Origin of the sequence: Acinetobacter lwoffii, assembly GCF_019048525.1 — a bacterium.
GTDB lineage: Bacteria > Pseudomonadota > Gammaproteobacteria > Pseudomonadales > Moraxellaceae > Acinetobacter > Acinetobacter lwoffii_K.
Genome location: NZ_CP077369.1, coordinates 1,151,489 through 1,168,787, shown reverse-complemented (window position 1 = coordinate 1,168,787; position 17,299 = coordinate 1,151,489). Strand labels below are relative to the sequence as shown.

Annotated in this window: 16 protein-coding genes; 9 read left to right on the top strand and 7 right to left on the bottom strand. The window is 45.8% G+C overall.

Annotated elements, in window-relative coordinates; all coding sequences use genetic code 11:
• Nucleotides 1–25: 25 nt before the first annotated feature.
• The 3 genes from I6L24_RS05415 to I6L24_RS05405 all read right to left on the bottom strand — a co-directional run bounded on the left by I6L24_RS05415 (nucleotide 26) and on the right by I6L24_RS05405 (nucleotide 2,703).
• Nucleotides 26–1,054, bottom strand: coding sequence for a DUF4062 domain-containing protein (locus I6L24_RS05415; RefSeq protein ID WP_005267549.1), 1,029 nt, complete (start codon nucleotides 1,052–1,054; stop codon nucleotides 26–28).
• A gap of 116 nt (nucleotides 1,055–1,170) precedes the next feature.
• A complete protein-coding gene (gene murI, locus I6L24_RS05410; RefSeq protein ID WP_004729363.1) occupies nucleotides 1,171–2,043 on the bottom strand; it encodes a glutamate racemase in 873 nt (290 codons plus the stop codon).
• A gap of 48 nt (nucleotides 2,044–2,091) precedes the next feature.
• Nucleotides 2,092–2,703 carry a DUF1285 domain-containing protein gene (locus tag I6L24_RS05405; protein WP_180038063.1) on the bottom strand — a complete coding sequence of 204 codons (612 nt, stop codon included), beginning with the start codon at nucleotides 2,701–2,703 and terminating at the stop codon, nucleotides 2,092–2,094.
• Between the two features lie 186 nt (nucleotides 2,704–2,889).
• Here I6L24_RS05405 and I6L24_RS05400 point away from each other — a divergent pair, with 186 nt between their 5' ends.
• Entirely contained in the window at nucleotides 2,890–4,602 is a 1,713-nt protein-coding gene (locus tag I6L24_RS05400) for an electron transfer flavoprotein-ubiquinone oxidoreductase (RefSeq protein WP_085064958.1), read from the top strand.
• 163 nt (nucleotides 4,603–4,765) lie between these two features.
• Here I6L24_RS05400 and tusA read toward each other — a convergent pair whose 3' ends face one another.
• Nucleotides 4,766–5,026, bottom strand: a complete 261-nt coding sequence (tusA, locus tag I6L24_RS05395) for a sulfurtransferase TusA (RefSeq protein WP_004729361.1) — start codon at nucleotides 5,024–5,026, stop codon at nucleotides 4,766–4,768.
• Between the two features lie 201 nt (nucleotides 5,027–5,227).
• Here tusA and I6L24_RS05390 point away from each other — a divergent pair, with 201 nt between their 5' ends.
• Together I6L24_RS05390 and lnt are read left to right on the top strand one after the other, a co-directional pair.
• Entirely contained in the window at nucleotides 5,228–6,067 is an 840-nt protein-coding gene (locus I6L24_RS05390) for an HlyC/CorC family transporter (RefSeq protein WP_004278564.1), read from the top strand.
• Nucleotides 6,064–7,623: an apolipoprotein N-acyltransferase gene (gene lnt / locus I6L24_RS05385; RefSeq protein WP_216986501.1), complete on the top strand. Its 1,560-nt coding sequence runs from the start codon at nucleotides 6,064–6,066 to the stop codon at nucleotides 7,621–7,623. The genes I6L24_RS05390 and lnt overlap by 4 nt, the downstream gene beginning before the upstream one ends.
• 155 nt (nucleotides 7,624–7,778) lie before the next feature.
• On the opposite strand, the gene I6L24_RS05380 is transcribed toward lnt, so the two are convergent.
• From I6L24_RS05380 to gspF, 3 genes are all read right to left on the bottom strand, one after another.
• A complete protein-coding gene (locus tag I6L24_RS05380) occupies nucleotides 7,779–8,114 on the bottom strand; it encodes a hypothetical protein (protein WP_216986500.1) in 336 nt (111 codons plus the stop codon).
• A 284-nt stretch (nucleotides 8,115–8,398) separates the two neighbouring features.
• Nucleotides 8,399–8,833: a type II secretion system major pseudopilin GspG gene (gene gspG, locus I6L24_RS05375; protein WP_005250505.1), complete on the bottom strand. Its 435-nt coding sequence runs from the start codon at nucleotides 8,831–8,833 to the stop codon at nucleotides 8,399–8,401.
• Nucleotides 8,834–8,908: 75 nt separating this feature from the next.
• On the bottom strand, nucleotides 8,909–10,114 hold the full coding sequence (gene gspF, locus I6L24_RS05370; RefSeq protein WP_216986499.1) for a type II secretion system inner membrane protein GspF: 1,206 nt from the start codon (nucleotides 10,112–10,114) through the stop codon (nucleotides 8,909–8,911).
• Nucleotides 10,115–10,264: 150 nt separating this feature from the next.
• On the opposite strand from gspF, the gene I6L24_RS05365 reads away from it, so the two are divergent.
• From I6L24_RS05365 to I6L24_RS05340, 6 genes are all read left to right on the top strand, one after another.
• A complete protein-coding gene (locus I6L24_RS05365; protein ID WP_216986498.1) occupies nucleotides 10,265–12,487 on the top strand; it encodes a primosomal protein N' in 2,223 nt (740 codons plus the stop codon).
• 75 nt (nucleotides 12,488–12,562) lie between these two features.
• The gene (locus I6L24_RS05360) at nucleotides 12,563–14,416 is read left to right on the top strand and encodes a cation:proton antiporter domain-containing protein (RefSeq protein WP_216986497.1); all 1,854 of its coding nucleotides are present in this window, start codon (nucleotides 12,563–12,565) and stop codon (nucleotides 14,414–14,416) included.
• 50 nt (nucleotides 14,417–14,466) lie between these two features.
• A complete protein-coding gene (gene hslO / locus I6L24_RS05355) occupies nucleotides 14,467–15,342 on the top strand; it encodes an Hsp33 family molecular chaperone HslO (protein ID WP_216986496.1) in 876 nt (291 codons plus the stop codon).
• Between the two features lie 323 nt (nucleotides 15,343–15,665).
• Complete coding sequence (locus I6L24_RS05350) at nucleotides 15,666–16,127, top strand: DUF2147 domain-containing protein (protein WP_005102907.1); 462 nt, start codon at nucleotides 15,666–15,668, stop codon at nucleotides 16,125–16,127.
• A 484-nt stretch (nucleotides 16,128–16,611) separates the two neighbouring features.
• On the top strand, nucleotides 16,612–16,941 hold the full coding sequence (locus I6L24_RS05345; RefSeq protein ID WP_004278573.1) for a chaperone modulator CbpM: 330 nt from the start codon (nucleotides 16,612–16,614) through the stop codon (nucleotides 16,939–16,941).
• An 89-nt stretch (nucleotides 16,942–17,030) separates the two neighbouring features.
• Complete coding sequence (locus I6L24_RS05340; RefSeq protein WP_004278574.1) at nucleotides 17,031–17,288, top strand: YdcH family protein; 258 nt, start codon at nucleotides 17,031–17,033, stop codon at nucleotides 17,286–17,288.
• The last annotated feature ends 11 nt before the right edge of the window (nucleotides 17,289–17,299 follow it).

The window sequence follows — 17,299 nt, the reverse complement described above, 5'->3', positions numbered from 1 at the left end:
GCTTTTTATTTATTCTCTCTATGGATTAATACGCTGACTTATATTGAAAAGTGCGATCTAAATCCAGCAAGCTGCTGTCCAGCAACTTTTGCGCTTTTGGCGTGATCTGCCACAGCATGCGCTGTCGGTCATCACGACCGGATGGCACAATCCAGTCATTCTGGCGCATTTGAATTTTTAAACTATGCAAGGCACGAATATTCATCTGGGCACGCGCGACAGCATGCGCACGCGGCATCTGCACCCGTGCATCCTGCAGACCGGTTTCATTCAGATATTCATTCATGCGCTTCGAGAAAAACTCTTCAGGGGTCGGATTGACAAAAGTTGAACCCAATAACGCCAACAATTGTGCCCAAGTCAGTTTTTTATGGACTTTGATTTCTTTAAAATTACCATCCTGATAAGCATGCATCCGGTATTCAAAAGAAAAAATTTCATGCATCGCCACTTTGGGCAGGCTCAGGAATGGATCGACTTCTGCAGTTCCGCCATCGCGTTCCAGTTGCGCCACTTTAGCTTTCAGCTGATCAATCTCGTCATGCAGCGCCTGGGTGTTTTGCGGACGCACCCAGCCGGTCACCGGATAGCGCTCCAGCATTTGTGGCATGTTAAAACGCACTGCCATTTCCAGATCGCGCAGGCTGCGGTAAGTAAAAACCTGATCCACTTCCTGCTGTAACAGTTGACGGAATTCCTTGAATTTTTCCTGTAATTCCGGTTTGGCATCATGCAATGCACTTTCACGTGATGCCGGATCATCATGCATAAACACAATAATCGGTTTTTGCTTGGTCACTGCATAAATATATTCGAGATGCATATAGCCGACACCCGATACCGACTGCTCCCCATACTGGCTTCCCAGCAGAATCACGACATAATCACAGTCATCAATCTGGCGGCGTGCAAATGCAGTATTCAGCGGTGTACGCTGTTCCAGTCCCCACGAGAAAAACCCCATTCCTACCAGTGTTTGAGACAGAATGATACGCTCCGGTTGCATTTCTGCCCCCGAGGTTGAGATGAACACTTGGTACCGTTTATCCAGCATGGGCTATCCTCTTCTCCTGTACATTTGCGTAAAAAATGCATCATCACATGCTTCTTTACCCAATATGGCCACCCCAGAATCAAAATATCTTTCTTTTTAAATTATAAAAATGAGTTTTAAACTGCACTCATATTACTGACCTGCCATTTTAAATCGGCCGGAATCAGGTGCTGCAAAATCGGTCGGAGCTGTTCAGCATTCTGCCCACTCACCACCAATTCAATTTTCACGCTTTCTTTAGACTCATGCTCAAATAATAACCCATTTTTAATTAAAATTCGGGCCGTTTGTCTTGCAACCGCGAATCCTGAGTCAATTAATGTCAGCTTTTGACCAAAAATATACTGAATTGACGATTTTAGGAAGGGGTAATGTGTACATCCTAATACTAAATAATCAGCGCCCTGATCTACAACTGGTTGTAAAATCTCTTTTAATGTCTGCAAACAGGCTGCACTCATCTGCTCTCCAGCCTCAACAAAAGGCACCAGATCCAGACTGGTCACAGGCAGGACTTTGACTTGAGCCGGTTCGGCAAAACGGGAAATGACATCTTTAATCAGCTGGCCGCGGAAGGTTGCAGGCGTGGCCAATACCGCCACAGTTTTCGACTGGGTATTCAGGACGGCCGGTTTAAGTGCGGGTACTAAACCGATAATCGGAAAGTTTTCACCATAATAGTCACGCAAATAATCCAGACTAAAAGCGGAAGCGGTATTACAAGCCACCACCGCAACTTTACAACCTTGACGATAAAGCCATTCAATCGCCTGAGCCGTCAAGGCACGAATTTCCTGATCATCTCTCGGGCCATAAGGCACATGCGCAGTATCCGCATAATAGACAAAGCGTTCATTAGGCAAATGGCGGGCAATTTCCAGGGCGACTGACAAGCCGCCTACGCCTGAGTCAAAAATGCCAATAGGCGCATCTGCCGTGGCATTGGGCATCGGATCTAATAACTGGGAAATTGGTTGAATAGCGCTCATAACGTTGCAGGTAGCTTGTTTGAAATTTCTAGCGATCAAGCTTAAACCTCAGGTGCTCAAATGCAAGTCTAAATCACCACTTTTCAAACTTAAAACGGTTTCGCCTGCCGGATTTTCATCAAGCTCTCCCATCTCGACCAGATGTAAAAATGCCGCACGCTGAATCAGGGCATTAATCCCAAAACGCACATGCACATAAGGCCGCAACTCACCTTTGTATTCACGCATAAAGATTGGATGTTCAGCATCAACAACAATCAGGTCTTGCGTGGTCGTGCCCAGTTGCAGATAAATCCTTCCATTAATTTCAACCTGATCGACCTGATTGACAAATAAAGGTTCATCTTCAACTTCAATTTCAATCATTTCTACCGGTGTTTTTAGATAGAATTTATCGTTTTCTTTCCAGAGTACCGTTGCAAACAGGTCAATCATCGGCTGACGCTTGATCAATTGACCTTCGTGCCACCATTCGCCGTTGGCTAAAACCTTCAGATCCATGACGCCACAATGCTTTGGCTGCCATTGCTCCAAAGGGGGAATTGACCTTTTGTGACTGCCCTGTGCATCTTTTAAGTATTGTGCGATATCCATTAAATTTTTATCATCGGGATAAGTTACTTTTTTCGTCGGATTTGTGCTGGGTACTGGCTTATCCATAAAAGAAGACCTTAATGACGGAAAAATAATATGTTTCAGCCAATTGGCTAAAACCGGCTTTAAAACTATACTAGCCCAGATTATCAAAGACACCAGCATTTTTGTGTCTAGGAACCAAGAACACTTATGGCAGCACCCAACCATCCGGTTATGGTTGCCACCGAATAGTAATATGAGGAGTCCTACATGGAACACATCGAACGTGAATCGATGGAGTTTGACGTCGTCATCGTAGGCGCAGGCCCTGCGGGTCTTTCTGCTGCGATCAAAATCCGTCAACTTGCAATTGAAAACAACTTAAACGATTTGTCCGTTTGTGTCGTAGAAAAAGGCTCCGAAGTCGGTGCACATATTCTGTCTGGTGCGGTACTTGAACCGCGTGCCATGAACGAGCTGTTCCCGGACTGGAAAGAACAGGGTGCCCCGCTAAATGTCCCAGTGACTGAAGATAAAACCTTCTTCCTGCTGTCAGATGAAAAATCACAGGAAGCACCACACTGGATGGTACCTAAAACCATGCATAACGATGGCAACTATGTCATCTCGCTCGGCAACGTGGTGCGCTGGTTAGGCCAGAAAGCCGAAGAACTGGAAGTGTCGATCTTCCCAGGCTTTGCAGCCTCGGAAATTCTGTATCATGCCGATGGCACAGTCAAAGGCATCCAGACCGGTGACATGGGCATTGGTAAAGATGGCGAACCGACGCATAACTTTACCCCGGGTTATGAACTGCATGCCAAATACACGTTATTTGCTGAAGGTTGCCGCGGTCACTTAGGTAAGCGTTTAATCCAGAAGTTCAACCTGGACAAGGACGCTGATCCGCAACACTACGGTATCGGCATTAAAGAGTTGTGGGAAATCGATCCTGCCAAGCACAAACCGGGTCTGGTGATGCATGGTGCCGGTTGGCCACTTTCTGAAACCGGTTCTTCAGGTGGCTGGTGGTTGTACCATGCCGATAACAACCAGGTGACCTTGGGCATGATCGTGGATCTGTCTTACACCAACCCGCATATGTATCCATTCATGGAAATGCAGCGCTGGAAAACCCATCCGCTGATCAAGCAGTATCTGGAAGGCGGTAAGCGTATTTCTTATGGTGCCCGTGCTGTGACCAAAGGTGGTTTTAACTCACTACCAAAATTCACCTTCCCGGGTGGCTCTTTAATTGGTGATGATGCAGGCTTCCTGAACTTTGCCAAGATCAAAGGCTCACATACGGCGATGAAATCCGGCATGCTCTGCGGTGAAGCGGTGTTTGAAGCGATTGCTGCCGGTGTAGAAAAAGGCGGTGATCTGGCGGTGGCACGTGTTGTAGAGGGTGAAGATTTCTTTGTCAAGGAACTGACCGCTTATACCGACAAGTTTAACAACAGCTGGCTAAAAGAAGAACTCTATAACTCGCGTAACTTTGGCCCGGCCATGCACAAGTTCGGTCAATGGATCGGTGGTGCATTCAACTTTATCGACCAGAACGTATTTAAAGTGCCTTTTACCTTGCATGATCTGGTTCAGGACCATGCTGCGCTAAAAACCCAGGCAGCTGAAAGCTTCAAGCCGACCTATCCAAAACCGGATGGCAAGCTGACCTTTGACCGTCTGTCTTCAGTGTTTGTCTCGAATACGGTCCATGAAGAGAACCAGCCAGCGCACTTGAAACTGACCGATGCTTCAATTCCGGTGGAAGTCAATCTACCGAAATGGGATGAGCCTGCACAGCGTTACTGCCCGGCGGGTGTCTATGAAATCATGGAAAATAATGACGGTTCAAAACGCTTCCAGATCAATGCAGCCAACTGTGTGCACTGCAAGACCTGTGACATCAAGGATCCGTCCCAGAACATCACATGGGTAACACCGGAAGGTGGTGGTGGTCCAAATTACCCGAATATGTAAGGTAATCATCAGATAAAAAATAAACCCGCTTTTAAGTGGGTTTATTTATGGATAAATATTAATAATTTCAGTTCCTGTCCATTCATCTATTTAATTAAGCAGATTTTTGAAATTTTATTTTCTAAATAAGACAAATGTTTGAGCTCATCAGCCCTTGGTATTTTTAGCCACCTTTCTTCACTAAATAATGAAATTCTTTATTGCCATTTTCATCCAGACGTTCTTCCTGCAAGAGCAACTCATGCCCCAAATGCATACAGAATTTTGGAATATCCCACGACGTTGAATTATCCGTGGCAAACACCTCAACTACATCACCTGCCTTGGATTTACGGATCGCCTGATGCAACATCATCACTGGCTCAGGACAACGCAAACCTCGGGTATTCAATTGCAGACTTGGAATAATTTCAGTTGGGGACATCTATAGACTCAGGATGGAAAGACCGTCATATTTTAGCATAAAGCTGCGATTACATTGCTGCTTTGCATACGTGGCCAGTTTCAAAATCAGGCCTGACTCGTACGATCAAGACTCTGCATCATATTTACAATAGACAAGCGTATTTTCTGCGGTATGATAAAACCACGTTTTTTTAGATATTAAGAGTCTTCAGGAAAAATCATGCACGAGGAATCAGGCCCGTCGTGGGGTATGCGCGGCTTACGCAAATGGCTGGGAACTGCACCCGAAACTCGCGACGAACTGCTAAAATTAGTACAAGATTCACGTCGATTTTTAGAACCCGATACTGTTGCCATGCTTGAGGGCGTTCTTGACCTCCCGGCAACCAAAATTCGTGAAGTCATGACGCCTCGCACGTCTATGATCAGCTTACAGGAAGATGACCAGCTGCTGGATATCCTGCATGTACTGGTCGAATCTGCGCATTCACGTTTTCCGGTATTTTCTTCCGATCAGACCGACAATGTAGTCGGCATTCTATTGGCCAAGGATCTATTGCCTTTTCTGACTGAGCCGACGGCCAAGGTCGATATTCGCGCGCTTATGCGTCAGCCTTTGTTTGTTCCGGAAAGTGCCCGCTCCGATCAGGTGCTGCGCATGCTGAAAAATACCCAGACGCATATTGCCGTAGTGATTGATGAATACGGTACGACTTCGGGTCTGGTGACACTGGAAGATATTCTGGAAGAAATTGTCGGTGAAATTGAAGATGAACATGACAATGCTGACGAAGAAGCATACTACATTGTTCCGGATAACGACCCGACTACCGCCAATACCTGGGTAGTCCAAGCCCTGACTCCGATTGAGTATTTCAATAATATGCTGGATGCGACTTTCCCTGATGATGAAGTGGAAACCATGGGCGGCTTGTTATTACAGGAAATTGGTCTGGTGAGTGACCTTGAAGGTCAAACCATTGAACTGGAAAACTGGCAATTTACCATTCTTGAGGCGGATTCACGCTCTATTCATCTAATTCGAGCCGTGCGCCAATGAGAGCATATTTCGATAAGCTGTTGAGTTCGTCTCAACAGCAAAAACCTTTGCCGCTAATCTATCCTGTTTTAATTGCCTTATTTGCAGGTGCTATCTTTAGTTTGGCACTAGCCCCTTATCATTACTGGTGGCTGGCGATTCTGTCTCCAGCACTGCTCTATGCTTGCCTGCGCGGACGTAGCGCAAAACAGGCCTTTGGCATTGGCTGGGCTTATGGGATTGGCTTGTGGTTTGTCGGCGCATTCTGGCTGTATACCTCAATTCATGTCTATGGCGATACCAGTGCATTTCTCAGCGTCGTGATGATCCTGATTATGGCGCTAGTGATGGGTCTGTTTAGTGCCGTTCAAACGTTTGTCTATCGCCGCTTTTTCCCAGAAACTCCTTTAACTTTTGCTCCGCTGTGGGTGCTGTTTGAATGGTCCAAGACCTGGGTCTTTACCGGTTTCCCGTGGCTGTTTGCTGGCTATGCCTTTACCGAACGCTACCTAGATGCTTATGCGCCCTTATTCGGGGTGTTTGGGGTATCTTTCGTGGTGATCATTCTGGCCTGTGCGCTGGTTGAAATCCTGAATAGACGCCTGTTTTGGGTTATTCCTTCGGCAGTTTTATTACTCGGTGCCTGGAGCGCAGCACAGCTGACGTTTGTTGAGCAAAAAAATCAGAAGCCTTTAACGGTTTCCCTGATTCAGGGCAATATTCCGCAAGACTTGAAATGGCTGACTGAATATCAGGTGAAGACCTTATTGATTTATGCCAATTTGAGTAAAACCGAATGGGGCCGCGATCTGATTGTCTGGCCAGAATCTTCGATTCCCATGTTCCAGACTGATATTGAAGCCTTTCTGGAAGCCATGAAAGTACAGGCTGAAAAATCGGGTACGGCCTGGGTAACCGGCATTCCGTATTGGGATTTAGCAGAATCACAGGCTGCGGGTTATCCAAAATATTACAACAGCATTATGGCCAGCGGCGATGATTCTGATGGGCTATACAAGAAGCAACGACTGGTTCCTTTTGGTGAATATATTCCTTTATCTGGCTGGTTGAGCTGGGTCTTGCCAGGTCTGCAGAATGATCCATCCATGAGCGGTTTTACCCGGGGTGCAGATCATCAAAAACCATTGAATGTGAAAAATCATCCATTGGGTTCTGCAATTTGCTATGAAGTAGCTTACCCGAATTTGACCCGTCGCAATGCCAGCCAAAGTAATTTTCTGGTGACCGTGTCTAATGATGCTTGGTTTACTGGCACGGCAGGACCGTTACAGCATCTGCAAATGGTGCAAATGCGTGCTAAAGAAAATGGGCGCTGGTTTATTCGGGCGACCAATACCGGTGTGACCGCCTTTATTGACCATAATGGCCATATTGTGAAAAAAGCCCCGATGGATCAGGAAGCCGTATTACGTGGCGAACTGCCAGCCATGCAGGGCGAAACGCTGTATATGAAACTCAGCGATTGGCCAGTGATGATCTTCTCGGTTCTGCTTTTGCTTATAGGATGGCGTTTTCGCCCACGTAAAGTGGATGTCAGCTTTAAGTCACGAAGATAATTTCTTCAAGTCCCCCCTTTTACAAAGGGGGACTTAGGGGGATTCCTGAATATAGCATTTTATCAATCCCTCCTAAGCTCCCTTTACGAAAGGAAGGAACACTCAAGGCAATAAAAAACCGAGGTCAATGCCTCGGTTTTTTATTTCTTTAAAACTTAAAACTGTATAGCCAGATAACATAACATGCTGGCAAGAGACAGCATCGGCACATGACGATAGATCTGAACCAGTGTCTGCTCAAATACTGAACCTTGTTCGGCTTGAATGCGAACTACACTCGCGTTTAATGCGGACCAGAAACATAGGGCCAATAAACTGCTCATCAAGCTGATAGCAAAAAAGGCCACCACAATCTGGCTGCTGCCTTCGGTGCTCTGCCATAAATGGACGATTCCCTGACTGATCGGCAGCATGCTTAAAACCAGAAGAACAGATTTCAGCATCGACCAATGAAATTGATTGATTTCATCTCCCAAGATAAATGCTTTCATGTGCTTCTCCGTTGGCGAGTCAAGTGCCATTCAGATCATTATGAGCTTTTTTAAATAAATAGAAAGTGTATGTTTATTCATATTTTACGAGAATTGTAATAGATAAATATGGGAATAATTCTTATTATAACTCGCATATCGTTTTTATTAATTCATTATTATAAATATCATTAACTTACATTACATTTAATAATTAATAGTTATTATCACTTCACTTCGTATTGAAATAGCTTATTAAGTGAAGTGATATATACCATCTATCGAGAATTTATAATGATTCTCAATTAAGGCTGATAATAAATATCGGCATCTGTTCCTTCACCACCCGATTGACCATCTGCACCAAATGAATACAGATCAAAGCTGCGACCATCGGTACCCGGAATCACATATTGCAGTTCATTATCCCAGCTGTCTTTTGGAAAACCGCCTTTAACATAACCGCCCGGCACCCAGTTTTTTGCAGTCGCTGGCTGGTTCACCAGTGCATCCAGACCACCTTCCTGCATACTTGGATACTTGCCATTGTCCAGCTTGTATTGATCCAGTGAACCCGCAATACTCTGCAACTTGATCACGGTGGTATCGACTTTGGCCTTTTCACCGCGTCCCATCACGTTCGGAACGATCAGCGCAGCAAGCACACCGAGAATAACAATCACCACCATGACTTCGATTAACGTAAAGCCTGTCTGTTTATTTAATTCATTCCTTTTCATTCAATCTCTCTCACTTATTTGCATTATTCAGACCACTTGAATCTTGATCACAGCAAAATTCTAACTAGTTACTGTTTAAATCATATTATTCATATTCACAATTGGCAGCATCACTGCTATCACAATGACCAGAACAATACTGGCCATCAGGACCAGCATTAAAGGTTCCAGCAAAGCCAGTAAAGTTGAAATGAGGGTGGTCACTTCGCGATCCTGCATCTGTGAAGCACGTTCCAGCATGCGGTCCAGTTCACCGGATGCTTCACCACTTTTGATCATTTGTACCATCATCGGCGGAAAATAACCACTGCGTTCCAGTTGCGTTGCCAGGTTGCCACCTTCAGTGACTTTTTCCGCTGCCAGATTGACAGCATCACGGATCACCCAGTTATTACTGACTGCGGCACCAATCCGCAATGCATCGACCAGCGGCACGCCAGACTGAGTCAAAATGGATAAAGTACTAGCAAAACGTGCGGCATTAATCCCGCGTGACAATTTGCCGAATAAAGGTAATTTTAAGGTCAGACGGTCAAAGGCATAATGTCCGGCGGTGGTTCTTAAAAACCGGACCAACAGGAAAATCCCCAAAGCACCACCGATCAATATAAATGGCCAGGCAATGCGGATAAAATCACTGGCTTTCATCAAGGCCACGGTAATCCACGGCAAGGCATCTTTACTCTGGTCAAAGGTCTTGACGATATCTGGCACCACATAGGTCATCAGCCCCATCACGATCGCAAAGGACATCAGCATCAGGATAATAGGATAGACCATCGCACCCTGGATTTTTTTCTGCATGGCAAAGCGGTTTTCGGTATAGTCTGCCAGTTGGTCCAGAATCAAGTCTAAATGCCCGGAACGTTCACCGGCGGCAATTGTGGCAATATACAGCTCGGGAAAACGTCCGGATTGTTGCAAGCCCTGCGCCAGACTATGCCCTTCCAGCACTTTGGAGCGCACCGACATCAGCAGGTTTTGTACATGGACTTTTTCACTTTGCTTGCCGACGGCGCGGATGGCTTCTTCTAGCGGAATTGCAGCAGCGACCAGCACGGATAACTGCCGGGTCATCAGAGCCAGATCGTAGGCGGTGATGCTTTTTTCAAACCATTTTCGACGATGCTGTTGGTCTTTTTTTTCAACAGGATCAACAGAGACAGGAATAAGTGCTTTATCCCGTAATTGTTGCCGGATCTGACGTGCAGAATCCCCCTCCAGCACGCCTTTTTGCTGCTTTCCTGAAGCATCAAGCGCAATAAACTGATATGCAGGCATTGTAATGCTCTAATTTTCCAAAATTTTGCTCAACGCTGTTGCGTCAGACCACCGAAATCATTCATATTCTTTGATATAAATTATCTACTCACTCTAACATAATCGAACTTTAAGCACGACGAAATTTCTTCAGGATCTCCACCCCAAGATATGCAAAATTCCCACACCGATTTAAGTCCAATTTATCGCGTACGCGTTGCTGTACCTGTGCATGTATTTGATTGTTTTGATTACACGATGAGTGCAGAACAATTTAAACAGGCGCAGATTGGCGCACGTGTAATGGTGTCATTTGGACGTCAGAATCTGGTCGGGGTGATTATCGAAAAACTGTCCGCAGACACTCCTCTCGATCCGCGCTTTAAACTTAAGGCAGTGACCGAACTACTTGATGAACGTGCCATTATAGATAGCAAAGTTTTAAGTTTGTTGACATGGTCAGCGCAGTATTATCAGTTCCCGATCGGTGAAGTCGTCCACAGTGCCCTGCCGACCCTGCTGCGTCAGGGCAAGCCTTATAACCTGCTGGCCCGTACCTGGAAATTACTGGACCCTGATGCCGAGGCCAAAGTACGCCGTTCGGACAAGCAGCAGGAAGCCTACCGGATTTTAAAACTGCATCCGGTCGGGACTACTGAAAATGTGCTGAATATGGCCGGGATTGAAACCGCGACCTTAAAAGCACTGGAGAAAAAAGAGATTTGCGCCTGTGTACTGGAGCCACAAGATTTCAGTCCACAGCCAGTGCAATTGGCACAGATGCCGCTGACCGCCAATCCTGAACAAAAACATGCAGTCGAACAGGTATTAAAATATAGCAATCAATATCAAGCTTTTTTACTGGATGGTCTGACCGGTAGCGGTAAAACTGAAGTGTATTTGCAGATCATGGAACAGGTACTAAAACAGGGCAAACAGGTGCTGGTGCTGGTGCCGGAAATCGGCCTGACGCCGCAAACCATCAGCCGTTTTCAGTCCCGTTTTCATTGCCATATTGCGTTGCTGCACTCCGGTTTGAATGATTCCAAACGGCTACAGGCCTGGCAGTCGGCAGAAACTGGCAAAGCCTCAATTGTGCTTGGTACACGTTCCGCCATTTATACGCCAATGCCGAATCTGGGCCTGATCATTCTGGATGAAGAACATGACCTGTCCTTTAAACAGCAGGAAGGCTTCCGCTATCATGCCCGTGATGTCGCCCTGTACCGCGGCCATTTACAGCAATGTCCAGTGCTGCTGGGGTCAGCGACGCCAAGCATTGACAGTTATGCACTGGTTGAACATGGCAAGATGCAGGTGCTGGAGCTGAATCAACGTGCCGGCACGGCCTTGATGCCCAAAATCCATATTCTGGATTTAAAAGTTGCGCAAAAAAAGCATGGAATTAGCCTGCAATTGATTCAGGACATCAAAAAGCGTCTGGAGAAAAAAGAACAGGTACTGATTTTTTTAAACCGCCGTGGCTATGCCCCCGTCTTGCTTTGTGGCAGCTGTGGCTGGCAGGCGCAATGTCCGCACTGTGATGCCAACTTCACTGTACACCGCCAGCCTTATCAGCATCTGCATTGCCATCACTGCGGTACTATTCACCGCATGCCGGAACACTGCCCGCAATGTCAGCATCAGGAACTGGTTACACTGGGTATGGGCACCGGCAAAGTCGAAGAACATCTGAATGAACTCTTTCCGGATTTTGAGGTGATTCGGGTCGATCGCGATTCCACCAGTCGGGTCGGCAGCTGGCAAAAAATTTATGACAAGATTCAGAAAAGCGAACCTGCCATTTTGCTCGGCACCCAGATGCTGGCCAAGGGACACCATTTTCCTTATGTCACTCTGGTGGCGATTCTGGATATCGATTCCGGTCTGCTCAGTGTGGATTTCCGTGCTACTGAGCGGACTGCGCAACTGATCGTGCAGGTGGCTGGCCGGGCAGGCCGCGGTGAACATAAGGGTGATGTCTATCTACAAACGCTCAGGCCTGATCATGCCCTGCTGAATACCCTGGTCAATGAAAATTATCGCGTGTTTGCCCAGCAGACTTTAAAAGAACGGCAGATAGCCAGAATGCCGCCCTACCGTTATGCCATCCTGATTCGTTGTGAATCCAAAGATCAAGCACAAAATACCGAATTCTTACAGAAACATGCAGCTCTCCTCAGGCAATATCCTGATCTGGCGCTAGACATCTGGGGACCGATTCCTGCGCCAATGGAACGTAAGGCGGGACGCTATCAGTCACATATGGTGCTATTGTCAGCGGATCGTCCACGTCTGCATTACTATGTGCGCAGCTGGTGGCAAAATATGCTGCAGGACAAACCTTCCAGCATGAAGCTCACGCTGGACATCGACCCTCAGGAACTGAGCTAAAAGATATTGCGCCTGAGGATCGGTCTGGAATACAAGACTCCCAGTCTGGATCAAGAATAAATTTAGGGCAGGAAAATGTCGATACTGTTACAAATAACACTGGTTCTGGTCATTGCACTGTTGATGGTGCCACTGAGTAAAAGGCTCAGGTTGCCAAGTGTGTTGGGCTATCTGTTAACAGGGATCATCTTAAGTCCAAGCCTTTTGCATCTGATTCAGGCACCCGAAGTTTTAAACAGCTTCATGCAAGTCAGCCTGATGGCGCTCATGTTCTGGATCGGCCTGCAACTCAAACCACAACGTATCCTCCAGATCAGCCCATCCCTCTGGATGATGGCTGCTTTACAGGTACTAATCAGCGCCCTGATTTTTACGCTTATGGCCTGGGTTTTCCTTCAGCAAAGTCTACTCGCCAGCATTGTGATTGGACTCGCCGGCAGTTTGTCCGCCATGACTTTAGTGGTCCAACATCTCAATCATCAGGAACAGTTCGCCACCAGCTATGGTCAGCAGACCTATTCGATCCTGCTGATTCATGCCCTATTGGCCATTCTGGTGATTGCAGCCATTCCATTATTTGCCGGAATTCGCTCGACCGAACATGGCGTGGCCTACTTTGCTGCCCTCATCGCAACGTTGAGCGGTCTGTTCCTGTGTAATCGTTACCTGATGCAACCGTTGTATCGCTGGATTGCTCAAAGTGGCAGTCACGAACTGCATGCGATTGTAGCGATTGCGGTAACCTTGGCACTGTTGGTGTTGATGAACACCCTCGGACTGAATCTATTTCTCGGTGCTTTATTTGCCGGAATTTTACTGGCAGATTCAGATTTCCGGCCTGCAGTAGAAAGCACGATTCGGCCTTTTCAGGGCTTGTTGATGGGCCTGGCATTCATCAGTCTGGGCATGTCACTGCACTTACCTGATCTACGCAATTTCCCCTGGATCATTCTCGGCGGCACCCTCACTTTAATCTTGGTCAAGTTTGCAATCAGTCTAGCATTGGCGCGTTATCATCAAAATAGCTGGCGCAATAGTACCTGGCTAGCAGCCAGTCTGGCACAAGGTGGCGAATTTGCCTTACTCGCACTGGTGATTGCGGTATCCGACCAGATTATTACGGCCGATCTACTCTCTCCCTTGCTGTGGATGGTGAGTTTTTCCTTGCTGCTGACGCCAGCATTTTATTGGTTATTGCACAGTCAGATCCTACCGCATCTGGATCGTCACAATCATCTGGCAGCGACCTTCGAAACTGATCTCAATCCTCAAACCAGTACACCGATTCTGCTGATTGGCTTTGGCCGCTTCGGGCAAATTATCGCCCGGATTTTACTGCAGCAGCAACATGCCTTTAGTGTCATGGACAGCAATGTGCCAGCCACTGAACTTCTGGCGCAGTACGATATCCCTTTCTATCAGGCGGATGCAACAGAACCCGAAGCCTTGATACAGACCGGTATTGCCACAGCACAACAGGTGATTGTGGCGATTGACGATATTGAAGACTCAATGCTGATCGTGCGGCATCTGCGGCTGAATTATCCTGAAACCTGTTTATGGGTCCGCGCCCGTGATCGACATCATGTGCATTTATTGCAGGATTTGGGCGTGAAACATATCTGGCGTGAAACTTATCTTTCCGCCTTGGAACTCAGTCAAGCCTTATTAACCCAGCTCAATCCTGACCCGGAAGAAAGCCTGCAACAGATTCAAAACTTCCGTGAACAGGATGAAAAGTTGCTCAATAGTCAATATCATCTGGATCCGGATGAACATCCAAATTATGAAAATCAGCGCAGCAGTTTGGCTGAACTGGAGCATCTGTTTACCCAGGATCAACGCAACAAAGTTCAAAAAACAGATACACAGCCGCAACAGGATACAAACGGCGCAGGAATTGATGCGTTAAGAGATGATCTGTCATAACTTGTGTTTTACAATAATGACACCATTAAAGCAGGGTTATGGAGAATTTTATGTCTGATTTACGCCAACGCTTTTTTATTGAAGATAGCCCTGTTCGTGGTGAAGTGGTGCATCTTGAAGAAGCTTTACAAACCATTTTAGCGCAACGTGACTATGCACCTGCGGTCAAGATTCTGTTGGGTGAAATGCTCACTGCGACTGCACTGCTTGCCAGCACCTTGAAGATTAAAGGGCGTATCAGCCTGCAAATTCAGGCATCAGGCACATTTAAATGGGCAATGGCTGAATGCAACCACTTGGGTGAAGTTCGCGCTTTGGCGGACTATGAAGAAGATCCGCACTTTCTGGTGGGTGAAGATAGCAGCACCATCTTAAAGTCACTGGTTTCTCCAGTGCTGTTTATCAATATCGAACCAGAATTTGGTGAGCGTTATCAGGGGATTGTACCCCTTGATAAAGAAAATCTGGCGGGCTGTCTGATGCAGTATTATGACCTGTCTGCACAGATTCCGACGCGTATTGTACTGGCAAGTGACCATCAGCGTGCAGGTGGTTTACTGATTCAGTTATTACCACGTAATAGTGAAGAAGAACAACGCCGGGTAGATGAAGATCTATGGCCACGTCTGACCATGCTCACAGAGACTCTAAAAACTGAAGAGTTAGTCGGTTTGCAAGCCACTGATATTCTGTACCGTTTATATAACGAAGAAGAAGTGCGTCTGCCAGATACGGAAGTGTTGAAGTTTGGTTGTACCTGCTCTAAAGAGCGTTGTGCAGTCGCTTTACAGCAAATCGGAATAGAGTCGATCCGTGAAACGCTGGAATTCCAGAATCCGATCGAGATGGACTGTCAGTTCTGTAATAGCCAATATACTTTTACTGCTGAAGAAGCCTTGGGCCTATTTGGTAAACACCTGAGCTAAGCAGTTCGAATCCTTAAGTTTAAAAGCATTCCCAGGAATGCTTTTTTTATGTTTTAAAATCTAGGTGACTGAGCTCAACAAAGCGTATTCTCCCCTACAGTAGAAAACCTGTCTACCTCCTGAATCAAACTCTCCTGTAAATCCAATCTAAGAATCCCTTTTAAATTATAAGATTATTCACACTAACAAAACCTGAATATTCATCATTTTCAAAAAATTATGAGAAAGACCGCACAGTTCATGCTCTTGATTTAATTATGCTTTTAAAATAAATTAGAGCAATAATTCTAAAATGAATACATCATCAATTTAACAGGTATGTTATGAGAAAATTATTGAATACTCTACTAATGGGGATAAGTTTGGCCGCAGTCTCTAGCCTGGCCTTTGCCTATGAAGATCCGTTATTGGGTAAATGGAAAACCATCGATGATCAGTCTGGTTATTCTCGTGCGGATGTGGAAATTCGCAAGAAAGCAGATGGCAGTTATGAAGGAGTGATTGTCGAAACACGCAGCTTGCCTGGCGCAGAAAAAATGGGAATTTGTCATAAATGTCCAGGTCAGCTTAAGAACAAGCCTTTTCTAGGCCTGCCGTTTATCTGGGATTTTAAGGCAGATCCGAAAAAGCCACGTGAATACCATGATGGCAAAGTGCTTGATCCGATCAGTGGCAAAGTTTACAAAGGTAAAGCACGCTTAAGTGCTAATGGTAAACGTCTGACCTTGCGTGGTTATGTGGGGGTATCGGTAATTGGCCGCAGTGTAACCTGGGTAAAATATTAATTTCAGAAAGATTTTCAAAGCCCCTATATCAGGGGCTTTTTTCTTTGTCATGATTTGAAACAATAAGGTACAAATAAAAACTGTTTTGGGGCAAGTAAAGTCATAATAATGGATCGAAGACGGTTATTTTTTATCCATTTATGATGATCAATCTTCAGCCTCGTTCAATTTTGCCCTTTGGTCTGCTTTGCAGCCCTGATATGGCACCCTCTATTCAACACAGGAAAGTGATTGAATACGCTTTGTCGATAACACATAAAATTATAAAAACCACTTCAGCTTTAACCTTCTTTGCCTCGCATGCTGCTGATAAAGATCCGGTCAGACCGACTGATTCATCAACTACCAGCACATCCCGACTCTTCACTCATGATCATTTGAGCCATCACTCTGAGTCTGCAGGTCCAAGGGTTGGAAAGCGTTCTATTTTAGCACCTTCCCACTCTCCGGATTTTGCACACTTGGCTGTTTAAGGAGTAAACCCATGACTACGATTCAGTACCAAGAAAGTTTTTCCCACGGTTATACCCCCTCAGAAATTATGGACGATCGTTCATTTGACTTGATCCACTTTGCAGAAGCATGTGGACAAAGCCCCGAATGGGTCATGCAGTTAATTGAACATGGAATTTTACCCAATCGTTCCACAACCCCGACCAGCACTTTCCTCGGCGAAGATATCTCGCGTGCACAACGCGCCTATCGCCTGCAACGTGATTTTGATGCCTCATTTAGCGCCGTTGCTATGATGCTCGACCTCATTGATGAGGTGCAGGAGTTACGCCGCGAGGTCAAACACTTGCACTTCAAGTAAATCATTTTCATGTTCTGTCGATCTGCATTTTCAAGTGCAGATCAGAACATATTTATATTTAATTTTATGATTAGAGTATAAGAATCCCTATGAAAACCAAAGATTGCAATAAGAAAATCAAATACATGTTTCCCGAATACCGCGACTTGATTGTGCAACTTCGCGAGGAAAATCCCTATTTTGCCAAGTTATTCGAGGAACATAATGAGCTGGACAAAGAAATCAGCCAGCTTGAACTTGATCCAGTCAATCATATCAACAATGATATTGAGGCGATCAAGCGTAAAAAACTGAAATTAAAAGATGAAATCTATAAAATACTGACTCGAACAGCTCAAGTTGAGTGATCAGCAGAACA

Excerpts from the sequence above, each read along its gene's own strand:
- I6L24_RS05345 (WP_004278573.1), top strand. The coding sequence starts at position 16,612 with ATGACTACGATTCAGTACCAAGAAAGTTTTTCCCACGGTTATACCCCC.
- I6L24_RS05390 (WP_004278564.1), top strand. The coding sequence starts at position 5,228 with ATGCACGAGGAATCAGGCCCGTCGTGGGGTATGCGCGGCTTACGCAAA.
- murI (WP_004729363.1), bottom strand. The coding sequence starts at position 2,043 with ATGAGCGCTATTCAACCAATTTCCCAGTTATTAGATCCGATGCCCAAT.
- gspF (WP_216986499.1), bottom strand. The coding sequence starts at position 10,114 with ATGCCTGCATATCAGTTTATTGCGCTTGATGCTTCAGGAAAGCAGCAA.
- gspG (WP_005250505.1), bottom strand. The coding sequence starts at position 8,833 with ATGAAAAGGAATGAATTAAATAAACAGACAGGCTTTACGTTAATCGAA.
- I6L24_RS05350 (WP_005102907.1), top strand. The coding sequence starts at position 15,666 with ATGAGAAAATTATTGAATACTCTACTAATGGGGATAAGTTTGGCCGCA.
- I6L24_RS05360 (WP_216986497.1), top strand. The coding sequence starts at position 12,563 with ATGTCGATACTGTTACAAATAACACTGGTTCTGGTCATTGCACTGTTG.
- I6L24_RS05415 (WP_005267549.1), bottom strand. The coding sequence starts at position 1,054 with ATGCTGGATAAACGGTACCAAGTGTTCATCTCAACCTCGGGGGCAGAA.
- tusA (WP_004729361.1), bottom strand. The coding sequence starts at position 5,026 with ATGTCCCCAACTGAAATTATTCCAAGTCTGCAATTGAATACCCGAGGT.
- hslO (WP_216986496.1), top strand. The coding sequence starts at position 14,467 with ATGTCTGATTTACGCCAACGCTTTTTTATTGAAGATAGCCCTGTTCGT.
- lnt (WP_216986501.1), top strand. The coding sequence starts at position 6,064 with ATGAGAGCATATTTCGATAAGCTGTTGAGTTCGTCTCAACAGCAAAAA.
- I6L24_RS05405 (WP_180038063.1), bottom strand. The coding sequence starts at position 2,703 with ATGGATAAGCCAGTACCCAGCACAAATCCGACGAAAAAAGTAACTTAT.
- I6L24_RS05365 (WP_216986498.1), top strand. The coding sequence starts at position 10,265 with ATGCAAAATTCCCACACCGATTTAAGTCCAATTTATCGCGTACGCGTT.
- I6L24_RS05340 (WP_004278574.1), top strand. The coding sequence starts at position 17,031 with ATGAAAACCAAAGATTGCAATAAGAAAATCAAATACATGTTTCCCGAA.
- I6L24_RS05400 (WP_085064958.1), top strand. The coding sequence starts at position 2,890 with ATGGAACACATCGAACGTGAATCGATGGAGTTTGACGTCGTCATCGTA.
- I6L24_RS05380 (WP_216986500.1), bottom strand. The coding sequence starts at position 8,114 with ATGAAAGCATTTATCTTGGGAGATGAAATCAATCAATTTCATTGGTCG.